16 protein-coding genes are annotated in these 17,039 nt (G+C 43.4%); 5 read left to right on the forward strand and 11 right to left on the reverse strand.

Features of this window, described 5'->3' with window-relative positions; translation table 11 throughout:
• Positions 1-14 precede the first annotated feature (14 nt).
• A complete protein-coding gene (locus tag TCA2_RS04390; protein ID WP_081872274.1) occupies positions 15-920 on the reverse strand; it encodes a sugar ABC transporter permease in 906 nt (301 codons plus the stop codon).
• Between the two features lie 374 nt (positions 921-1,294).
• Between TCA2_RS04390 and TCA2_RS04395 the strand changes: the two genes are divergently transcribed.
• The gene (locus TCA2_RS04395; protein WP_047910364.1) at positions 1,295-2,191 is read left to right on the forward strand and encodes a carbohydrate ABC transporter permease; all 897 of its coding nucleotides are present in this window, start codon (positions 1,295-1,297) and stop codon (positions 2,189-2,191) included.
• 101 nt (positions 2,192-2,292) lie between these two features.
• On the opposite strand, the gene TCA2_RS04400 is transcribed toward TCA2_RS04395, so the two are convergent.
• Complete coding sequence (locus tag TCA2_RS04400) at positions 2,293-4,536, reverse strand: AraC family transcriptional regulator (protein WP_047910365.1); 2,244 nt, start codon at positions 4,534-4,536, stop codon at positions 2,293-2,295.
• A gap of 213 nt (positions 4,537-4,749) precedes the next feature.
• On the opposite strand from TCA2_RS04400, the gene TCA2_RS04405 reads away from it, so the two are divergent.
• Together TCA2_RS04405 and TCA2_RS04410 are read left to right on the forward strand one after the other, a co-directional pair.
• Positions 4,750-5,493 carry a cupin domain-containing protein gene (locus TCA2_RS04405; protein WP_081872227.1) on the forward strand — a complete coding sequence of 248 codons (744 nt, stop codon included), beginning with the start codon at positions 4,750-4,752 and terminating at the stop codon, positions 5,491-5,493.
• Between the two features lie 195 nt (positions 5,494-5,688).
• Positions 5,689-6,426, forward strand: a complete 738-nt coding sequence (locus tag TCA2_RS04410) for a bifunctional 2-polyprenyl-6-hydroxyphenol methylase/3-demethylubiquinol 3-O-methyltransferase UbiG (RefSeq protein ID WP_047910366.1) — start codon at positions 5,689-5,691, stop codon at positions 6,424-6,426.
• 59 nt (positions 6,427-6,485) lie between these two features.
• Here the strand turns inward: TCA2_RS04410 and TCA2_RS04415 are convergent, their stop codons facing one another.
• The 8 genes from TCA2_RS04415 to TCA2_RS04450 form a co-directional block, all read right to left on the reverse strand.
• Positions 6,486-6,995 (reverse strand): PTS glucose transporter subunit IIA, encoded by a 510-nt coding sequence (locus tag TCA2_RS04415; protein WP_047910367.1) that lies wholly within the window; start codon positions 6,993-6,995, stop codon positions 6,486-6,488.
• Positions 6,996-7,203: 208 nt separating this feature from the next.
• A complete protein-coding gene (locus tag TCA2_RS04420; protein ID WP_238546284.1) occupies positions 7,204-8,268 on the reverse strand; it encodes a copper amine oxidase N-terminal domain-containing protein in 1,065 nt (354 codons plus the stop codon).
• 406 nt (positions 8,269-8,674) lie between these two features.
• Positions 8,675-8,905, reverse strand: coding sequence for a helix-turn-helix transcriptional regulator (locus tag TCA2_RS04425; protein WP_047910369.1), 231 nt, complete (start codon positions 8,903-8,905; stop codon positions 8,675-8,677).
• 11 nt (positions 8,906-8,916) lie between these two features.
• Complete coding sequence (locus tag TCA2_RS04430) at positions 8,917-9,393, reverse strand: DUF2975 domain-containing protein (protein WP_047910370.1); 477 nt, start codon at positions 9,391-9,393, stop codon at positions 8,917-8,919.
• A gap of 396 nt (positions 9,394-9,789) precedes the next feature.
• Positions 9,790-10,332, reverse strand: a complete 543-nt coding sequence (locus TCA2_RS04435; RefSeq protein ID WP_047910371.1) for a hypothetical protein — start codon at positions 10,330-10,332, stop codon at positions 9,790-9,792.
• Between the two features lie 77 nt (positions 10,333-10,409).
• Complete coding sequence (locus tag TCA2_RS04440) at positions 10,410-11,006, reverse strand: hypothetical protein (RefSeq protein WP_047910372.1); 597 nt, start codon at positions 11,004-11,006, stop codon at positions 10,410-10,412.
• Positions 11,006-11,839, reverse strand: coding sequence for a hypothetical protein (locus TCA2_RS04445; protein ID WP_047910373.1), 834 nt, complete (start codon positions 11,837-11,839; stop codon positions 11,006-11,008). Before TCA2_RS04445 ends, TCA2_RS04440 begins: the two co-directional genes overlap by 1 nt.
• A gap of 213 nt (positions 11,840-12,052) precedes the next feature.
• Positions 12,053-13,525, reverse strand: coding sequence for an MDR family MFS transporter (locus TCA2_RS04450; RefSeq protein ID WP_047910374.1), 1,473 nt, complete (start codon positions 13,523-13,525; stop codon positions 12,053-12,055).
• A 400-nt stretch (positions 13,526-13,925) separates the two neighbouring features.
• Here TCA2_RS04450 and TCA2_RS04455 point away from each other — a divergent pair, with 400 nt between their 5' ends.
• Together TCA2_RS04455 and nrdG are read left to right on the forward strand one after the other, a co-directional pair.
• Positions 13,926-15,836 (forward strand): anaerobic ribonucleoside triphosphate reductase, encoded by a 1,911-nt coding sequence (locus TCA2_RS04455; RefSeq protein WP_370510319.1) that lies wholly within the window; start codon positions 13,926-13,928, stop codon positions 15,834-15,836.
• On the forward strand, positions 15,833-16,345 hold the full coding sequence (gene nrdG, locus TCA2_RS04460; RefSeq protein ID WP_047910375.1) for an anaerobic ribonucleoside-triphosphate reductase activating protein: 513 nt from the start codon (positions 15,833-15,835) through the stop codon (positions 16,343-16,345). The genes TCA2_RS04455 and nrdG overlap by 4 nt, the downstream gene beginning before the upstream one ends.
• Here the strand turns inward: nrdG and TCA2_RS04465 are convergent.
• Positions 16,342-16,977: a DUF1796 family putative cysteine peptidase gene (locus TCA2_RS04465; RefSeq protein WP_047910376.1), complete on the reverse strand. Its 636-nt coding sequence runs from the start codon at positions 16,975-16,977 to the stop codon at positions 16,342-16,344. The genes nrdG and TCA2_RS04465 overlap by 4 nt on opposite strands.
• Positions 16,978-17,039: the final 62 nt, after the last annotated feature.

Consider the following 17,039-nt stretch of genomic DNA (forward strand, 5'->3'; position numbering starts at 1 on the left):
ATGATAAAAAAAGATTAATACACACCGTCTTCTCCAAACTTCTTGGCCAGCTTATTGGCAATCATGACGAGAATGAGTCCTACCAGTCCTTTAAACAAGCCTACTGTGGTACTGAAGCTGAGCTGTCCATTCTTCAGACCCGCAGTATATACATAAGTATCAAAGATTTCCCCAACCTCCCGATTGAGTGAGTTCAGGAGCAGGAACATATGCTCAAATCCCAGTTCAAGCGTGTTGCCGATCTTGAGTATGAGCAGTGTAATGATCACGGGACGAATGGCCGGCAAAGTGACATGCCAAATCTTACGGAGCCTGCTGGCACCGTCCATTTCAGCGGCTTCATAGAGCTGAGTATCTACCACTGTAATCGCTGCGAGATAGATAATGGTAGACCAGCCGACTTCTTTCCAGATAATTTGACCGATGTACATCGGACGCAGCCACTCCGGTGAAGTTAAGAAGCTGATCTTCTGACCACCTAATGCAGCAATGATCTCATTTACAACACCGCCATCCACATTCAGAAATACATATGTAATGGAGACGATGATAACCCATGACATGAAATGTGGAATGTAAATGATCGTTTGAATCGAGCTCTTGAACAGCTTGTGTCTGACTTCGTTCAGCATGAGTGCAAGTATAATAGGTAATGGGAAGAAGACGACAAGCTCAAGTGCAAATAAGATTAAGGTGTTGCTGAGGAGCATGGCGAATGTCGGTTCAGTGAACAACCTGATGAAATGCTTGAACCCGACCCAAGGACTCCCTTGAATACCAAGATAGGGCTGATAATCCTGAAAGGAAATAATGAGTCCGCCCATTGGCAAGTACTTAAATACAACAAAGAATAGAAATCCGGGTAAAATCATTAAATAGAGCAGCTTGTATTTCTTCAAAAAATGAAAGGGTTGAAACATCTCTTTTTTCTTACGTGTGCCCACCTGATATGAAACGGCCGGGGTATCTGCTTCCTTCAATCGCTGTCGACCTCCTTGAAAAATACTTCTTCAACATGCAATGATGCTGAGTCGGTTGTTCGAAGCCAAGCATACCCTCTGATGGTCCGTTACGTATATAATCATCAGCTATATTCGCTGCTGGAATGCGTGTTTAACAGGGATCAATGTAGCTCATGATCATTATTTAATATCAGGATTATCAGTGTAAGAAGCCGCTTTTTCACATGAAATGAAAGCCGTAGGACATGATTATATACGGAATTTGGTCCCCTTGATAAGGTGTATATATCTCAATAATACTTACATCCGAAATAGAAGGAGGTCCTCATCCTATGGCTGCAACCGCCAAGAAACCCACCTATAAAAAAGAGTCCCTTGGAAGCCGTATATTTAATATCGTCAATTATACGCTTCTTGCTCTGATCGCACTGGCTTGTCTGCTTCCCTTCATTAATGTACTCGCAAGCTCATTTGCATCTACACAGGAGCTGGTTGAGAAGAAGTTCGTGTTATTCCCTACGACCTTCTCCCTGGATGCATACAAGTACATCTTCTCGACCTCGACGATCTTCCAAGGTCTAGCGGTATCGATTGGTACGACGATCGTGGGAACGGCCGTAAGCATGCTCCTGACTGCGCTGATGGCTTATGGCTTGTCCCGCAAATATTTATATGGAAGAAGCTTCATTAATTTCATTGTTGTATTCTCCATGCTGTTCAGCGGTGGTATGATTCCTACCTTTCTGATTGTCAAAGCCGTCGGGTTGATTGATTCATATTGGTCCTTGATCCTCCCCGTTGCTATCAATGCATTTAACCTCATTATTATGAGAAACTTCTTCCAAGCACTGCCGGATAGCCTTGAGGAATCTGCCAAGATCGACGGAGCGAATGATTTCCGAATTCTAGGGAGCATTATGCTGCCGCTCGCCCTTCCGTCGATTGCTACGCTGTCCTTGTTCTATGGGGTTACCTACTGGAATACCTACACGAATGCGATTCTGTACCTGACGGATTCGGACAAATGGCCTTTGCAGGTCCTTCTAAGACAAATTGTTATCGTCTCCAGCGGTATGGAAGGCGACAGCTCTGCGGTAGATATTATCCCGCCGGCGCAGACCATCAAGATGGCCGTCATCGTTGTGGCTACACTTCCAATGCTGATTGCTTATCCGTTCGTACAGAAGCATTTTACCAAAGGCGCACTGCTTGGTGCTGTAAAAGGATAGCTACATTAAGAACAAAGAAGTTCGGCTACGCGCATGTCATTATGCTCCGCGTGCTCCGAACTTCTTTTGTTTGACACATGCCTGAACTTCAAGCTTAATGATCATGCTTGCAGCTTCATTTTTCGATATGCTCCGGGTGTCACATGCTCTTTCTTTCGGAAGGATCTAATAAAATTCTGAGGATTCTGATATTGTAATCGCTCTGCAATGTCTTTAATGGTCATATCCGTATCCACCAGCCATTTTCTTGCGATATCTAGTCGATAATTCATCAGGAATTCTGTGAACGTCATGCCATATTCCTTCTTAAAGATGCTGCTCAGATAATTGGGACTATAGTGCAGTCTTTCACTGATGGATTCTAGTGACAACTCCTGATCGTATTCCGCTCGGATGATGGATGCAATGCGGTCGGCGATCGACCTGAATTGGTGATTGGTCTTCTCCTTCATGCATTTGACCATGGGCAGTATCACTTCATCGACCAGAATACGTTCAATCTCCTCCGGGTTGCGAATATTCAATAAGCGGTGGTACAAATTAGCGTTATCCGGAGTTAAGAGTACTTCAGCACCAATGTGCTGTTCTAGTTGAATCAAATTATTAACGAAGCGCATCAGTGTCACTTCCAGATTCATCGGGTTCTTGCTGTGCTTCATCATGTCAGCCAGCAATGGGTACAGCGAGCGAAGAACAGCACTCTCATCACCCAGCCGGATTGCATCAAACAGCTGTGTCTCAAGCTCTGCTGGATAATGAAGAACCATCGGTCCTGAGATGACCGTCGAGATATCATCAAAGAAGATGATCGACTCTTTTCCTAAATTAAGTCTGTGATGAAGGGCCTCAATGCTCATCTCGCCAGCTTCACGGCTCTTAAGCAAATCGGTATAACACTGACTTACCCCAATACTGACAGGCAGTCTTAAATATTCTCGTGAGGATCGGATGATCTGTTTGGCGTAGGTGATAATCTTCTTACGGATCTCCTGCTCGCTGTCTCCGTCGAACATAAGGATCGTAGCCTGCGTACGCTCATTCATAACAACCGGGAGCAGTCTTCCTTCCTGGGGAACGATGTCCTGTACGAGATTGTTTACCGCAAGCAGTAAAACATCCTTATCTGACAATTGTTTATCATGATAGCGGTCCAATTGTACAAGCATGGTCACATACACCTTGTCCTCTTGTACTCGATATCCGAAGCGTGACATACTGCGCCAAGCCTCTTCAGGTGTTAATCGGTTATGCAGCAGATTAAGTACAAACTGTGTTTCGAGCTTCGGCTTCTCCGCCTCCATCAAATGCTCCAGACTTTCCTTCTCTGATACGATCGAGTCAATAGATCTGATGATCCAGTCTACCTCGTCCTTCATCATCGGTTCGGAGCTGTTCGCTAAGCTGCGCTGGATCTTACGAATCGGCTTAGACAGATACACCGACAAGAAGTAAGCGATGATAAAAATTAATATCATGATGATTAAGCCCATGACAACGATACCGATGCGTGTAGCAGACATCGCTTCACTAACCGCTTTATCATCCAGCAACGTCACAAACGTCCAGTTATTATACGAGGATTTGGCATAAATGACATTCACTTCTGCCTGCGTATCGCCCGGGATCGCCAGCTTTCCTGTTTGCGGCCGACTGGAGACTGCATCCATGATTTGTTTGATCTGAACATCAGTCAGCTGAGGATGTTCCGTGTCCGCCGAGTACAGGAGCTCACCTTGCTTGTTCAAAATATAAACCGGTGTATCCGGCTGTGACTGCAGTGTGTTATTGAGCGTCTTTAACGATATAGAAGACAGCGCAATGGCTTGCTTATTGTTCGAGAATACGGGCAGGGTATGTACAAATTGAATTCCGTCCGCTGTCTTTACCCAGAATAGATCCTCGCTCTTTTCGCTTATATATTTATTGTACAATTCACTTTTCTCTTCCTCTGTCAGCCTGGATAAGGAGCCATTGGCAATGCTCCAGTCTTGCTTCAGACTAATGAGAGAATACTGAACTCCATCCAGCCCAAGTGAAGCAATATAATTCAGCTGGGAATTCACCTCCTGATAGGTTTGAAATTCCTGCTCTGTGAGTGGGTTATTGATTACATCAGTGAAGGATTTGGTTGTACTGTAGGTGTTAAAGGCATATTCAATCGTCTGAATCTTCTGCTCCAGTGTGTTTCGAATCTGGGAGATCAGACTTTGCTGACTGTCGCTAATCCGATCAACGACAGAGTTAGTAGTCGACACATAAATATAACTTCCAAAGGATATAACGAGTCCCAAGCTCAGGATGAGAACAGGAATGAATATATTATAGAATGTCTTGCTCTTTCTCATTATTTCCGCTCCCTTAACCCCATGTTATGAATTCGGATGTTCTTTTTACATTAATTTCAATTATAGCGCTTTCATATCAATTTCGACAAACCTTTTTCCTAAAACGATTAAAAATTATCGCACCCAGGAGCAAATCAAATGATCTAGGCATATGCTGAAAAAAACTTGCTCACGTACAGAATGTGGTGTACAGAATGGGAGGAACAGCAGCTCATGAAGACCAATCCAGTCTTACAATCTCCATCCCTCAATCTTAGCGGGGATTCCAATGCAGTCACTACTTATAAGAGAGATGCGCATAATTACATTACACAAATGTTTGCAGAGCAAATGCCTGCGATCGAAACCGGTTTTTTCAGTGCACATATGAGCAAGAATATCATCGTTCAGCCTCACTGGCACACGAACGTTAATGAGCTGGTGTATGTCATTAGCGGAGAAGTCGTAACCTCCGTGTTTGATCCTTTTACACAAAAGCTGATGTCCTATCGGCTGAGGTCCGGTCAGGTCTCCATGTTTCCTAAAGGTTGGTTCCACTGGATCGTGTCCATGAAGGACAATACACATTTCCTTACGATCTTTGATGAACCGACACCTGACATTGTGTACGGCTCTGACTTCCTTCGGTTCACACCGAAAGAAATTATGAATCTTGCTTACTGTGTAGATGAACAAAAATATGCGGAAGCGGCCCTACCTATTCAAGAATCTGTTATCCTTGGTCCACCGCCTGGCTGTAAAAAAGCAAAGAGCAGCTCGCAAGAAAAGAACAGCACGCATCGGACTATAAATCACACACCAGAATCGGTTGCACAAGGGAATAACATCCCTGCTCAAGGTGTTTTTCATCAATCAAGTTATGCTCCGCATGGATATTCGGACGATGATTACGAATGGGTCAAGGCCAGTCCGTATAATTATTATTATCCTCACAGCTCTTCACACTATCAGCCGTAGTAATGCATACAATTACAATAGACATTAAACCGCACTTTCATTACCCGTCATACGGGGTGAAGCTGCGGTTTTTCATATTGGATTGACTGCTCCTCAAGGTAATAATTGATTATAATGAGTCTATAGTCTAGATTCTTTTACCACGATTCCGTAGAGTCTTGAATGTGGATATGACTAGAGAAGGAGCCTGCCGTAATGAAGCAAAATAAATATGATGAATCGTCCTTTTTCAACGAATACAGCCGCATGCCCCGCTCGACCGGTGGATTGGAGGCCGCTGGGGAATGGCCCGAGCTGAGACGAATGCTCCCAGATCTTAAGGACAAATCCGTCCTTGATTTAGGCTGTGGTTACGGCTGGCATTGTCGCTATGCTGAAGAACAAGGAGCTACCTATGTACTTGGAATTGATATATCGGAGAAAATGCTGGAACGTGCAAGACTTCTGACTGATCACCAGCATATTGAATATAGAAGAGCTGCCATTGAAGATCTGAGTGTGGATGACGACTCATTTGAGGTGGTACTCAGCTCGCTGGCAATCCACTATATTGAAGACTTTGAGCACTTGTGTCATAAAGTACATCAGTTACTGACGCCTGGTGGTCATTTTGTTTTCTCCGTGGAGCATCCGATGTTTACAGCACTGGAAGCCCAAGATTTCTATTATGATAACTCCGGCACTAAATTACACTGGCCTGTTGACAACTACCACCTGGAGGGAATTCGGGAAGCTAATTTTCTAGGTCATACGGTAATGAAATATCATCGTACCGTTGCCAGCTACGTAAATGGGCTCTTGTCTGCAGGCTTTCAGCTGACTCGTTTATCCGAGCTGAAGCCGACATCCGAGATGCTAAGCTCCAACTCAGCATACGAAGAAGAGCTGAGGAGACCTATGTTTATGCTTATATCTGCGGTTAAGGAACGCTGAGCCTGCATAAAAAAGACCTCATTTCTTAAATTCATGTAAGAAATGAGGTCCCACTCAACCTAATTTAGATGAACTATAATGACACTGCCGGACTGCGCACTTACGCTTCCAGCGGATTCGTTCGGCTCCACACTTTTCACTGCATCAATGCCAGCTGGGATCAATACAGGAGTAATCACCGGATAGCCTGCTGCCTGAATTGCTGCCATGTCAAACTCGATCAGAAGCTGACCTGCTTTTACCTCATCCCCTGTGCTGACATGAGCCTTGAAGCCCTCACCCTTCATAGAAACGGTGTTAACACCGATGTGAATTAGTACTTGCACTCCTGTTGCATGCTCAAGAATAACAGCGTGCTTGCTCTTCTCAATCAAATGAGCGACTTTACCATCAAAAGGGGCTACAACCTTGCCTTCTGTCGGCTCAATCGCTACTCCTTCACCCATGGCCTTCGAAGCGAAGGCTTCGTCCGGAACATTCGCGAGTGGAACTACATTTCCTGTCAGCGGGGCTGCAATATCAAGAACATCCATTTTTTCAGCAGATTTGCCTTTTAACCATTTAAACATCGAATCTCCTCCAATAATAAAACAATCATTTGTATTTATTTATATTTAGATAAAAATCTCTCCGTCATTCATCATAACATAATTCCGAAAAACGTTCGAAAACAAATCCTGTCTTTATCATGAATTTTTCACATATCAATTGTAATAATTTCCATATCATATTAAAAAGTCGATACCAGATGTGCTATATACACATGTCGTGATGGCTTTATTTCTGATGAGGAATATAGCTCACTTTGTCTGCTAGGAAACGACCTTCCTCATATTTGTAATCAATGATTACATCTCCTGAGAAAGTAACTGTGCTTGCCGATGCCCCAAGACGAGCAGTAAGCTTTCCATTATCAATGAAATAATAGACGACTGCGCCGAAGCCAAGCTCTGAATAGAAATGTTCCGGAGGAGGTCCTATATATTCATCAAGTACATGCTTGATTTCCTCTTCCCCTTTTATTTTCACAGACGCAGTGACCTTCCCATCCTGCGTTGTAATAGAAGAATCAATCCATTCTTTAGTAATATCCTCGAAGAATTCAATCGGAAATTCCTTGTGATTTTGCAAATTTACAATGTGAACTTCCTTCTGCATCAGTCCTGTTCCATATCCGAGTGTATTGATGACTGCAAATTCTTCTCGTCCATCATTCGTAAGATCTTGCACATGAATTACAGGCTTGTAGCTCCAGTCCCACATGCCTTCCCAACTCGTAAAAGGATGAGAATCTCCATTAACGATAAGGTTCATGCCTTCTACATAATCATACTGATTCACCTGTGCTGCTTGTAATTGAATTTCTTCATGCTTGGGAACAGTCATTGTGTAGTAGCGATCGGTGATTAGATATAAGATTCGATCCATTTTATCAAATCGCATATCTGTGTCTGAGATTTCGCTGAGGAATGCAGCAGGCACCATGACACGATGATTAATTAATTGAACCGTTTCTTTTAAATTGTACACCTTACCTGCATATGAAACTTTTGCTGCACCGGGTTTAAGAGCAAAGGATTGTCCATTCATTCGCACAGTAGCGGTTTTGTCAGCATTATTCCAATTGATCTGGGCTTCCGACAACTTGTGAAGCATCGTGATTGGAACCATTACCGTACCCTGCTTAAGATAAGAGGAAGCTGCCAGAGTTACTTGCTCTTCGTCAATATTCACTTGAATCTTTTTGTTCACTGCTGCTGATGCCTCGTGGTGGGGAAATCCGTGGACAGTCGATAATAACGTCGTAATCACACCCGTTAGGGCGATCCGTTTCCAGTTCATCAGTCCGCCTTCTTTCATTTCAGAGGTATGAGGCTCAATATGGAGAATTTTCTCTTCTTGGTAGGTTGTATCTTTCTTTTAAGTATTAATTGAATCAATTTCACTCTTGATTGAAGCAGCAGAAGGTATTAAGAAATTGATTAAGTTACAACTTAATTAACCATTTTAAGAAATGCTATTCTGTTGGTCAACGATGAATGTAGAATTATAAATAACATTGGATCTACTTTCGAACAAGTTTAGGCTCCACCTTACTTTATAATCATACATATTAGATATTATGTAAACTGATTACAGCTTCTAGCCATGACAAAAATCAGCCGATCTAGTCAACGCTGTACCCTTCCGTAAGTCTTCTTACTTCAAGGGGTTCGTCAACGGATCGGCTGAACGGATGTGATAATAATCAAAGCTCTGCTTCTGCTGAATCATCGTCCATTCGATATTCCAAAATATCTCCTGGTTGGCAATCTAATGCTATACATATCGCCTCCAGCGTTGATAACCGAATGGCTTTGGCCTTTCCATTCTTCAGTATTGAAAGATTCGCCATCGTGATCCCGATTCGCTCGGAGAGCTCAGTCACACTCATTTTTCTCTTCGCCAGCATGACATCAATATTTATAATTATGGCCATATTATTCCACCTCAGATGATTAGGTCATTTTCTGATTTAATCTCGATCGCTTCTTGCATAAGCTTCTGGAGAACGGCGGCGAATACGGCTACCACCAGGGGAGCAAAGATCAGAACCATGCCTATAATGATTAGACCCGGTGCGTCGTCTTTCTCTGCCAATAGAAAAATGAACGGCAGCATGATGACATACAGGATGCTTATCGAGAATGCACAGATCTTAATCATTTTTAAAGCTTTAACTGAGATTATCGAGAACGCCTTATTCTTGTCAATGTAGCTCAGCAGTCGGATCGCTTGGAAGAGCCCCATACAGAATGGGATTACCGACACATACAGAATTGTTACAATCGGATAAAGCATATGCGCAAATTCTGGATTCACTGGGTTATTCAATAACCAAGGCAGACCAACAACACATAATACAAGCACCGGAATTCCGATAAGAAAAACAGCTGCTTTTAGAAACAATGTTGAACCTCGTTTCATACAAACACCTCACCAAAATAAATTTCATATTGAATTTAGCACATTATTTATCGTTTTACAATAAATTTTTACTCTTATTTATTATATAATTATTGTTAAAGGATTATTCCGCTTTGAATTTACTTCTCTTTGTCTCTATTTCTGATATAAGTACAACTACAAGATTGCGTAAGTTGGTATGAGCCAGAGAAAATAATTATTATCTTATTATGAAATTTTCAGGTGTTGAAATTATTTTATGTTAATACTTATACCATAGATTCTATGTGAACATTGTAATTATCGAAGTCATTATTACTATTATGAATTTTTCAGGTGTTGAGTAAATAGGTTGTTGGTTGTCGATAACAATAAAAAAACCGCTCCTTTATTCAAGGAAGCGGTTTGGTGTAACCGTTATTTGTTCTCATCTCGACCCGTGATGATCTCAAAACGATGCCCATACTTCATTAGGCTCGGATGAAGCTCTCTCGGCGTATCATTTATAATTAATCGGATCTTCTTGATCCATTCTTCAAAGAAGGAGTAAGAAGCGAACAAGTTCGCATACAAGGGAGAGATATATACGAAATGAGGTGCTGGATAGTACTCTGTCAAATGCCGTAGTGCAGCCTCCATCGGTGTATATTTCTTCCGCTTGCCCTCCCAGCCTTCAACCATAATGAGCCTCTCATTGGACTGCTCACGCTTCCAATCATGCAGCCGATCCTCTCTCTTATAGAAGGGCTGCGTATTGTGCTTCAGCATGCGCTTAATGGTAGCATCGTGAAGGGGATAGAGAACCAGCTTCTTGAATTGCTTGGATTCCGTTATTTTTAATGCGCTTGCCAGCTCCCTGTCCTCCACTCCGTCAAAGTCATCATAGTAAATCAGGGTTCCCTTGGTCGCGTCCTCCTTGGGTTCATACCCATAGGGAACGGAATAGACTTCCCTTGCCATGGCTTCCCTTCCCTTCTACAGTTATACCGTTATTTTAAACCAATACCTGTGTATTCAGTCATGAATCAATAAACAGTCTATACGCTGACAGATCCTTTCCACTTCTCAATGACTTTGGCCATCCGGAACAGCAGTGCAATGAACAGAAGATAGAATAGAAGCTGGATTATTGTGAAAATGAATATGGTCGATAATATCGTATCGTTCATATTAAATGCCAAGGGATACATGATCATGAGAAGGACATGTAGACCAAGTAATCCATTTTTTCTGAGACTGATCACTTCCTGAATCTTCACATTATGAAACACACCGGATTCTCCGATTACTGTGAGTCCTCTAAATATAAAGACAAGCAGGAACAGCGTAAGCAGACTAAGTAATTCCGCAAATATATGAACATACAGAGGAATAGAAGCAAAGCTGTTATAATCGACTGGCGGAACAAATATACCGGCTATGGACATGAATAATAAAATAAGGCTGAATCCTTTAGCTCGGCTAAAATCTTTGAAACGCTCACCGAGCCGGCTTAAGCCGAAGTATATCAAGATAAAACCTACAAAATCAGGCAGGATATCAATAGGACCCAAGTTTAAATCAATGAGTACAAATAGAAATCCCCATGCCATTCTGCGAAGGGGTGCCGCTGTGCTTTGTATGGATGGAGACATTAGTTCACCTCCTGTACAATGGACCGGATCTGTTCTTCGGAATAACTTAGATTATTGCTCATAAAGCTGAAATCTACAATTTCTTTGCCATCCGGTGTATTAAAATGCATTAACGCCAACGCTTCGTAGATCATGAACTCACTAGGATCCTCAGGAAGCTTCCACTGATATCTTAAGGTGATCCGATCGTCAGGGACCACTTCCTTCGGATAAGTGACCTGATCTGCCGGCTTACCGTACAGTGTAAAATCAATGAGTGAAGAGAGCTCTTCCGAATGGGTCATCTCTATCTTCGTTAGCCAGGCTTTAACCGCTACTCTCGGGTAATCATGACCGCTTCCATCTGAGGATGCTCCACTTGAACTCATATCCGTGACATATCCTTTATCAGGATAAGGCCGAATAACGATCTCACCAATCGGAACCGTCTCTGTAGAACCATCATCGTAATACACCTCAATCTCCCGAATGACGATGTCCTTGTCCTGTTCTGTATCTATCTTCGTATTCTCTTCCGGTCTGAGATCAATATAAAACCGTTTAAGATTCTGGTAATCATATTCTATTTGGGTTGTTGGACTTCCGATTGCGGTATGAGGCAGCTCTTTAATATGAATTTGGCTCACTTTCTTCCCCTGATCCTTATTCTCCAAAAAATAAACCTTGATCTCCGTAAGTTGATTAATGGCAGTCATATACTGCTTAGGAAATAACGGTTTATCAAGCTGCATGCTGTTGTAATAAGCCAGATTCCATACCCAGCTAAGCAGGAGCAGCAAGAAAAAGAAGGTCCATTTCCATACCGATTTCTTGTGTGATGTAAATTTAAGCAATCCTTACTTCCTTTCCATTTCAGTTTGTGTTTTTCTGCAAGACTATATATTACCATAATTATTAACTTTACAGACCCAAACTGCAGAAAAAAACCGCACATTTAATGATGCGCCGCTGCTCCTTCTTTCTAAACTCCACCAGTTTTGCAACTAAACAACTTGTTCCTTCTGTTCTGTTGCGCTGTTGCTCTGTTGTTCTGTTGCTCTGCTGCACTATTCTACGGCCGGATTCGCGGCCAGTTCCTTTACTTCTTCCTTATGTTCAGGCGTTCCGTGGGAACCTCCGCCTGTGTGAACTCTGTTCACGAACAAAGCAATTACAAAACCGGCACAGGCAAGAATGAGCCCAATCATAAATGCATCCTGCACTCCAGCTGTCATCGCGGCAGCCTGCTCTGCCTGACCTGGGTTTGCTATCCCTGCAAGTGCTTTATTCTGACCGGATTGCATGATGGATATAAACACAGCCGCTCCAAGCGCACCAGATGTCTGCTGCAATGTACTCAGCACTGCGGTTCCGTGAGGATATAGCTCAGCAGGCAAAGCATTGAGTCCGTTCGTTTGGGAAGGCATCATAATCATCGCGATTGAAATCATCAGCACGGTTTGCAGTCCCATTACGATCCATGGCGATTGAAGAAGCTCGGTTTGCATAAAGCCAATAATCGTCAAGATGAGCATGCTGATCCCTGGAATTAACAACACCCTTGGTCCATACTTGTCGAATAGGCGGCCCATCACGGGAGACATCAGTCCGTTAAGAAGACCTCCTGGCAGCATGACAAGTCCTGTTGTTAGCGTACTGTATAGAAGGACCTGCTGCAGATATATAGGTAATACCAGCATCATGGCGAACATCGTCATCGTCACAATGATGGATAACACAACCGCAATAGTGAACATGGAATGACGAAATACCCGCATATCCATGACTGGCGTCTTCAATCTTATCTGACGCAATACGAAGAGAATCAAGGAGATTGCACCTGCACCAAGCACATAGTAAACGTAACTGCTGACTGCCCCCTCACCGCCGCCTTCTCCAAGGCTTCCGAAGCCAAATACCAATCCACCAAAGCCAATGGTTGACAGTATAATCGAGATGACATCCAGTTTCGGTCTGGAAGTCCGTGTAACGTTCTTCAGTCTCCAATATCCGAATAGGATGGTCATCAATACAATCGGAGCAACCAAGAAAAACAGCCATCTCCAAGATAAAAATTGAAGTATAAAACCAGATAAGGTAGGTCCGATTGCAGGTGCAAACATAAGTACAAGCCCCACCAGTCCCATTGCAGCGCCTCTTCGTTCAATCGGTATGACAGCCAGAATAATGTTGGTCATTAAGGGAATAAGCACTGCCGTACCAATGGCCTGCACAACGCGTCCTGATATCAATATTGCGAAGTTTGCGCTGAAGCCGGCGATTAATGTACCTGTTAAGAAAAGAATCATAGCGGATAAATACAGCTGTCTCGTCGTAAAACGTTGAACCAGGTAAGCAGACACCGGAATCAATACGCCGATCACGAGCATGTAGCTAGTTGACAACCACTGCGCCAAATGCGGCTCAATGCTGAGATCTCCCATAATTTGAACCAGCGCAACGTTCAGCAGTGTCTCATTAAGTATGGCGACAAATACCCCTGACAGCAGGACGGCAAGTAATTGGCCGACCTTCGGTATCTTTTATCCTCTCCGCTCGCTGATATTCCTGCCTGCATATTTGCTTCCACTCCCATCCTCCTCCATCTTTGTTTTCATCGTTACTCGTGTATTTTTCATAAATTCCAAGAAAAAATGCAATCCAAACATAGCATGGTTCCAGAGCTTTGTATCGGTGGTTTATGTCTTAAATCATTTTCTACCACCCTGCTTTAAGGCAGGTGTATGTCATAAACAGCAGCAAGCCACTGTGATATTTGTCATACCCATTTCTATATATAGTAATTATCATAAATATAAACATCTACATATTGTATGTATGTCTACATCATTTCATATATTCAAAATTCAAAGGAGGAGCAAAATGGCACAAATGGAAGCTGCGATGACAATGAAGAAGAAATCAGGTGACCTCCCCGATATGATCAAACGGATTATTGACTCAAAGGAACAGGATGTGCTTCGGGAAAATGCGAACTTGAACGGAGACTCTTTCAGTGGGAAGATGAGCAAGATTGGTTCTGAAGCATCCAAGGAATACGCATTAAAACATATTCTCCCCCCTTATGTCGCACGAGCTGTTGAACAAGGATATATTTATGTTCACGATCTGGACCAATATGCACTGGGCACCACAAATTGTATATTTATTCCGTTTGACCGCCTGCTAGAACGAGGATTCAACACGGGGAATGGCTCGGTCAGAACACCAAGATCGATTATGTCAGCCATGGCACTCGTGGCCATTATTTTTCAATCTCAGCAGAATAGTCAGTTCGGTGGTGTATCCGCCAGCAAGATCGATTGGGACCTGGCTCCTTATGTGAATCGCTCCTTCATCAAACATTACCGCAAAGGACAGCGATTGTTTGAAGAAATTAGAGCAATCGAAGATACAGACATCCACTTTGCAAGCGAGAAGGCACGGTCCCTCTCACCCAAATCCTTCACATTTGCTCATGAAGAAACGATCCTAGAAACAAGACAAGCTGCCGAATCGCTGATACATAATTTGAATACCATGAGCAGCCGCGCTGGCGGTCAGATTCCTTTCACATCATTGAATTACGGAATGTGCACCTCACCAGAGGGGCGACTCGTGTCCCACTCTCTTCTCGATGCGGCGATCTCAGGCTTGGGTCATGGGGAAACGCCTGTGTTTCCGCAGCATATTTTCCAGTGCAAGCAAGGTGTTAATCAGCAGGAAGGCGATCCAAATTATGATCTGTTCTTAAAGGCAGTAGACTGCACCAGCCGCAGGCTGTACCCCAATTTTGTAAATGTCGATGCTTCATTTAACCTCCCTTACTATCGGGAAGGAGAACCAGATACGATCATTGCGACGATGGGCTGCAGAACGAGAACGATTGCAGATCGTTTTGGCAGAAACAGGCTGTCTGGGAAGGGCAATCTCTCTTTTAATACGGTCAATTTGGTCAAACTCGGCATTGAGCACGGCATCATTCTTCATCAACGGCGCTCGGCTAATCTGGACGGTTTTTATAAAAATCTGCATTATTCCATGGAGACTGCCCTCTCGGGTCTACTCCATCGATACTCACTCCAATCCATTCAGCCTGCCAAAGCTTCTGATTTCATGATGAGAGAAGGTGTCTGGGAAGGCGGAGAACAGCTACATCCTGACGAACCGGTTGGCGAGCTCCTGAAGCATGGGACACTCTCTATCGGATTCATTGGACTGGCTGAATGCCTCAAGGCCCTTCTTGGACAGCATCATGGGGAAAGTGAGCTTGCCTATAAGGAAGGAGTCAAAATTGTTGAAACGATGCGGGCATTCTGTGATCGCAAAAGTGAGGAGTATAACCTTAATATTACGCTCTTTGCCACTCCGGCAGAGGGGTTATCCGGCAAATTTACGCAGATGGATAGAGAACAATATGGACAGGTACCTGAAGTCACGGATCGGGAATATTACACGAATTCCTTTCATATTCCTGTCTATTACTCCATGAGCTGTGCCCGAAAAATAGAGCTTGAGTCTCCTTTTCACGAATTGTGCAATGCTGGTGCAATCTCCTATGTAGAGCTGGATGGAAATGTTCGCCATAATCAAATGGCTTTGCGCAAGATCATTCAGTATGCGCTCGCACAAAATATGGGTTATTTCTCTGTTAATCACCCGATTGACCGATGTCCTGATTGCGGATATGAAGGGGTTATCGGTACATCATGTCCCTCTTGTGGTGTGACTGAAGAACAAGTCCATTTTAGCCGGCTGCGCAGAGTTACAGGATACTTGACCGGAGATTACACAATCCGATTTAACGAGGCCAAGCAAGCTGAGGTACGTGATCGGGTGAAGCATCAATGAATATATGCGGGTATATCCCTGAATCCGTTAATGAAGGGGCAGGACTGCGAGCCGTCGTGTTTATCAGTGGGTGCCGGCATGCCTGCCCTGGCTGTTTTAACAAGGATTCATGGGATTTTGAGGCAGGCACACCATTTACAGAAGTAGAACAGATGCGCATCATTCGAGATATTAAACATAACCCTCTTGTGGATGGTTTGACTTTATGCGGCGGAGATCCATTTTTCTCGGCAGAGGAATGCATTCAATTTATCGAGCATTTCAAAGAGCATTGTCCTGACAAAACGATCTGGGCCTATTCCGGCTTTACCTTTGAAGCACTGCTTGCCAACAGGAAACGCAAACAACTTCTGCTTCTGTGTGACATGCTTATTGATGGGAGGTTTATAGAGGAGAAGAAGGACGTAAGTCTACTCTATCGGGGAAGTCGTAATCAGAGAATTATTGATGTAAAATGCAGCTTGAGGAGCAACAGAATCGTGCTATATAACGAGGGAATAAGTTATTAATATTGCGTCGCATATATATCCTGAAGAATGTACCGCCAGATGCCATGATTGTCTTCAAACATATTATCGACTTGAGGGATCAGCAGGGTGCAAACGTTGGGGAGCTCCCAATCCATTTCTACCACATTTTGAACCGAAGCATGGTTAACTACCAAGAGCCTGAATTCACCTGCTGTGATCTGTTGCAATACATCAATCAGCTCAGACGTTTCATGCCGTGTAGCCTCTGTACGTAAAAACAAAGTTCTCTTGTTAAGGTTCATTCTATTCAAGAATCGTGCGGATCTACGCTCTATTTTATCTTGTAATATGGAATAGCTGGCTAAATGATGAGGGGTGTTCAGTACCAGTGGAAAATCATGATGTGAGTATATATCATATGCAGCATCTCTCACAATATAGCACTCTGCCAGTGGATTAACCCCGATTACAGCCATATTCTCAGGCTGCATCATATATTTGAAGCGATTACGAAGCAGCTCCGTTACACCTGACAGCTGAGGTGTAATCATCCAGTCGATGACACCTGCCATTGTACGAATTCGGCTGTGATTCAACTGACTTGCAGCCAGACAATTGTGACCAAGACTATAAGCAACGTCATAGTGCCCTTTAATATCTGCCCACTTCACCAGATAGGATCCTCCTTTATAATTCACGTCTCCATATAGTAGATTACGTTAGTGCCATGGCT

This window comes from Paenibacillus sp. TCA20, assembly GCF_000732325.1.
Lineage (GTDB): Bacteria > Bacillota > Bacilli > Paenibacillales > Paenibacillaceae > Paenibacillus > Paenibacillus urinalis.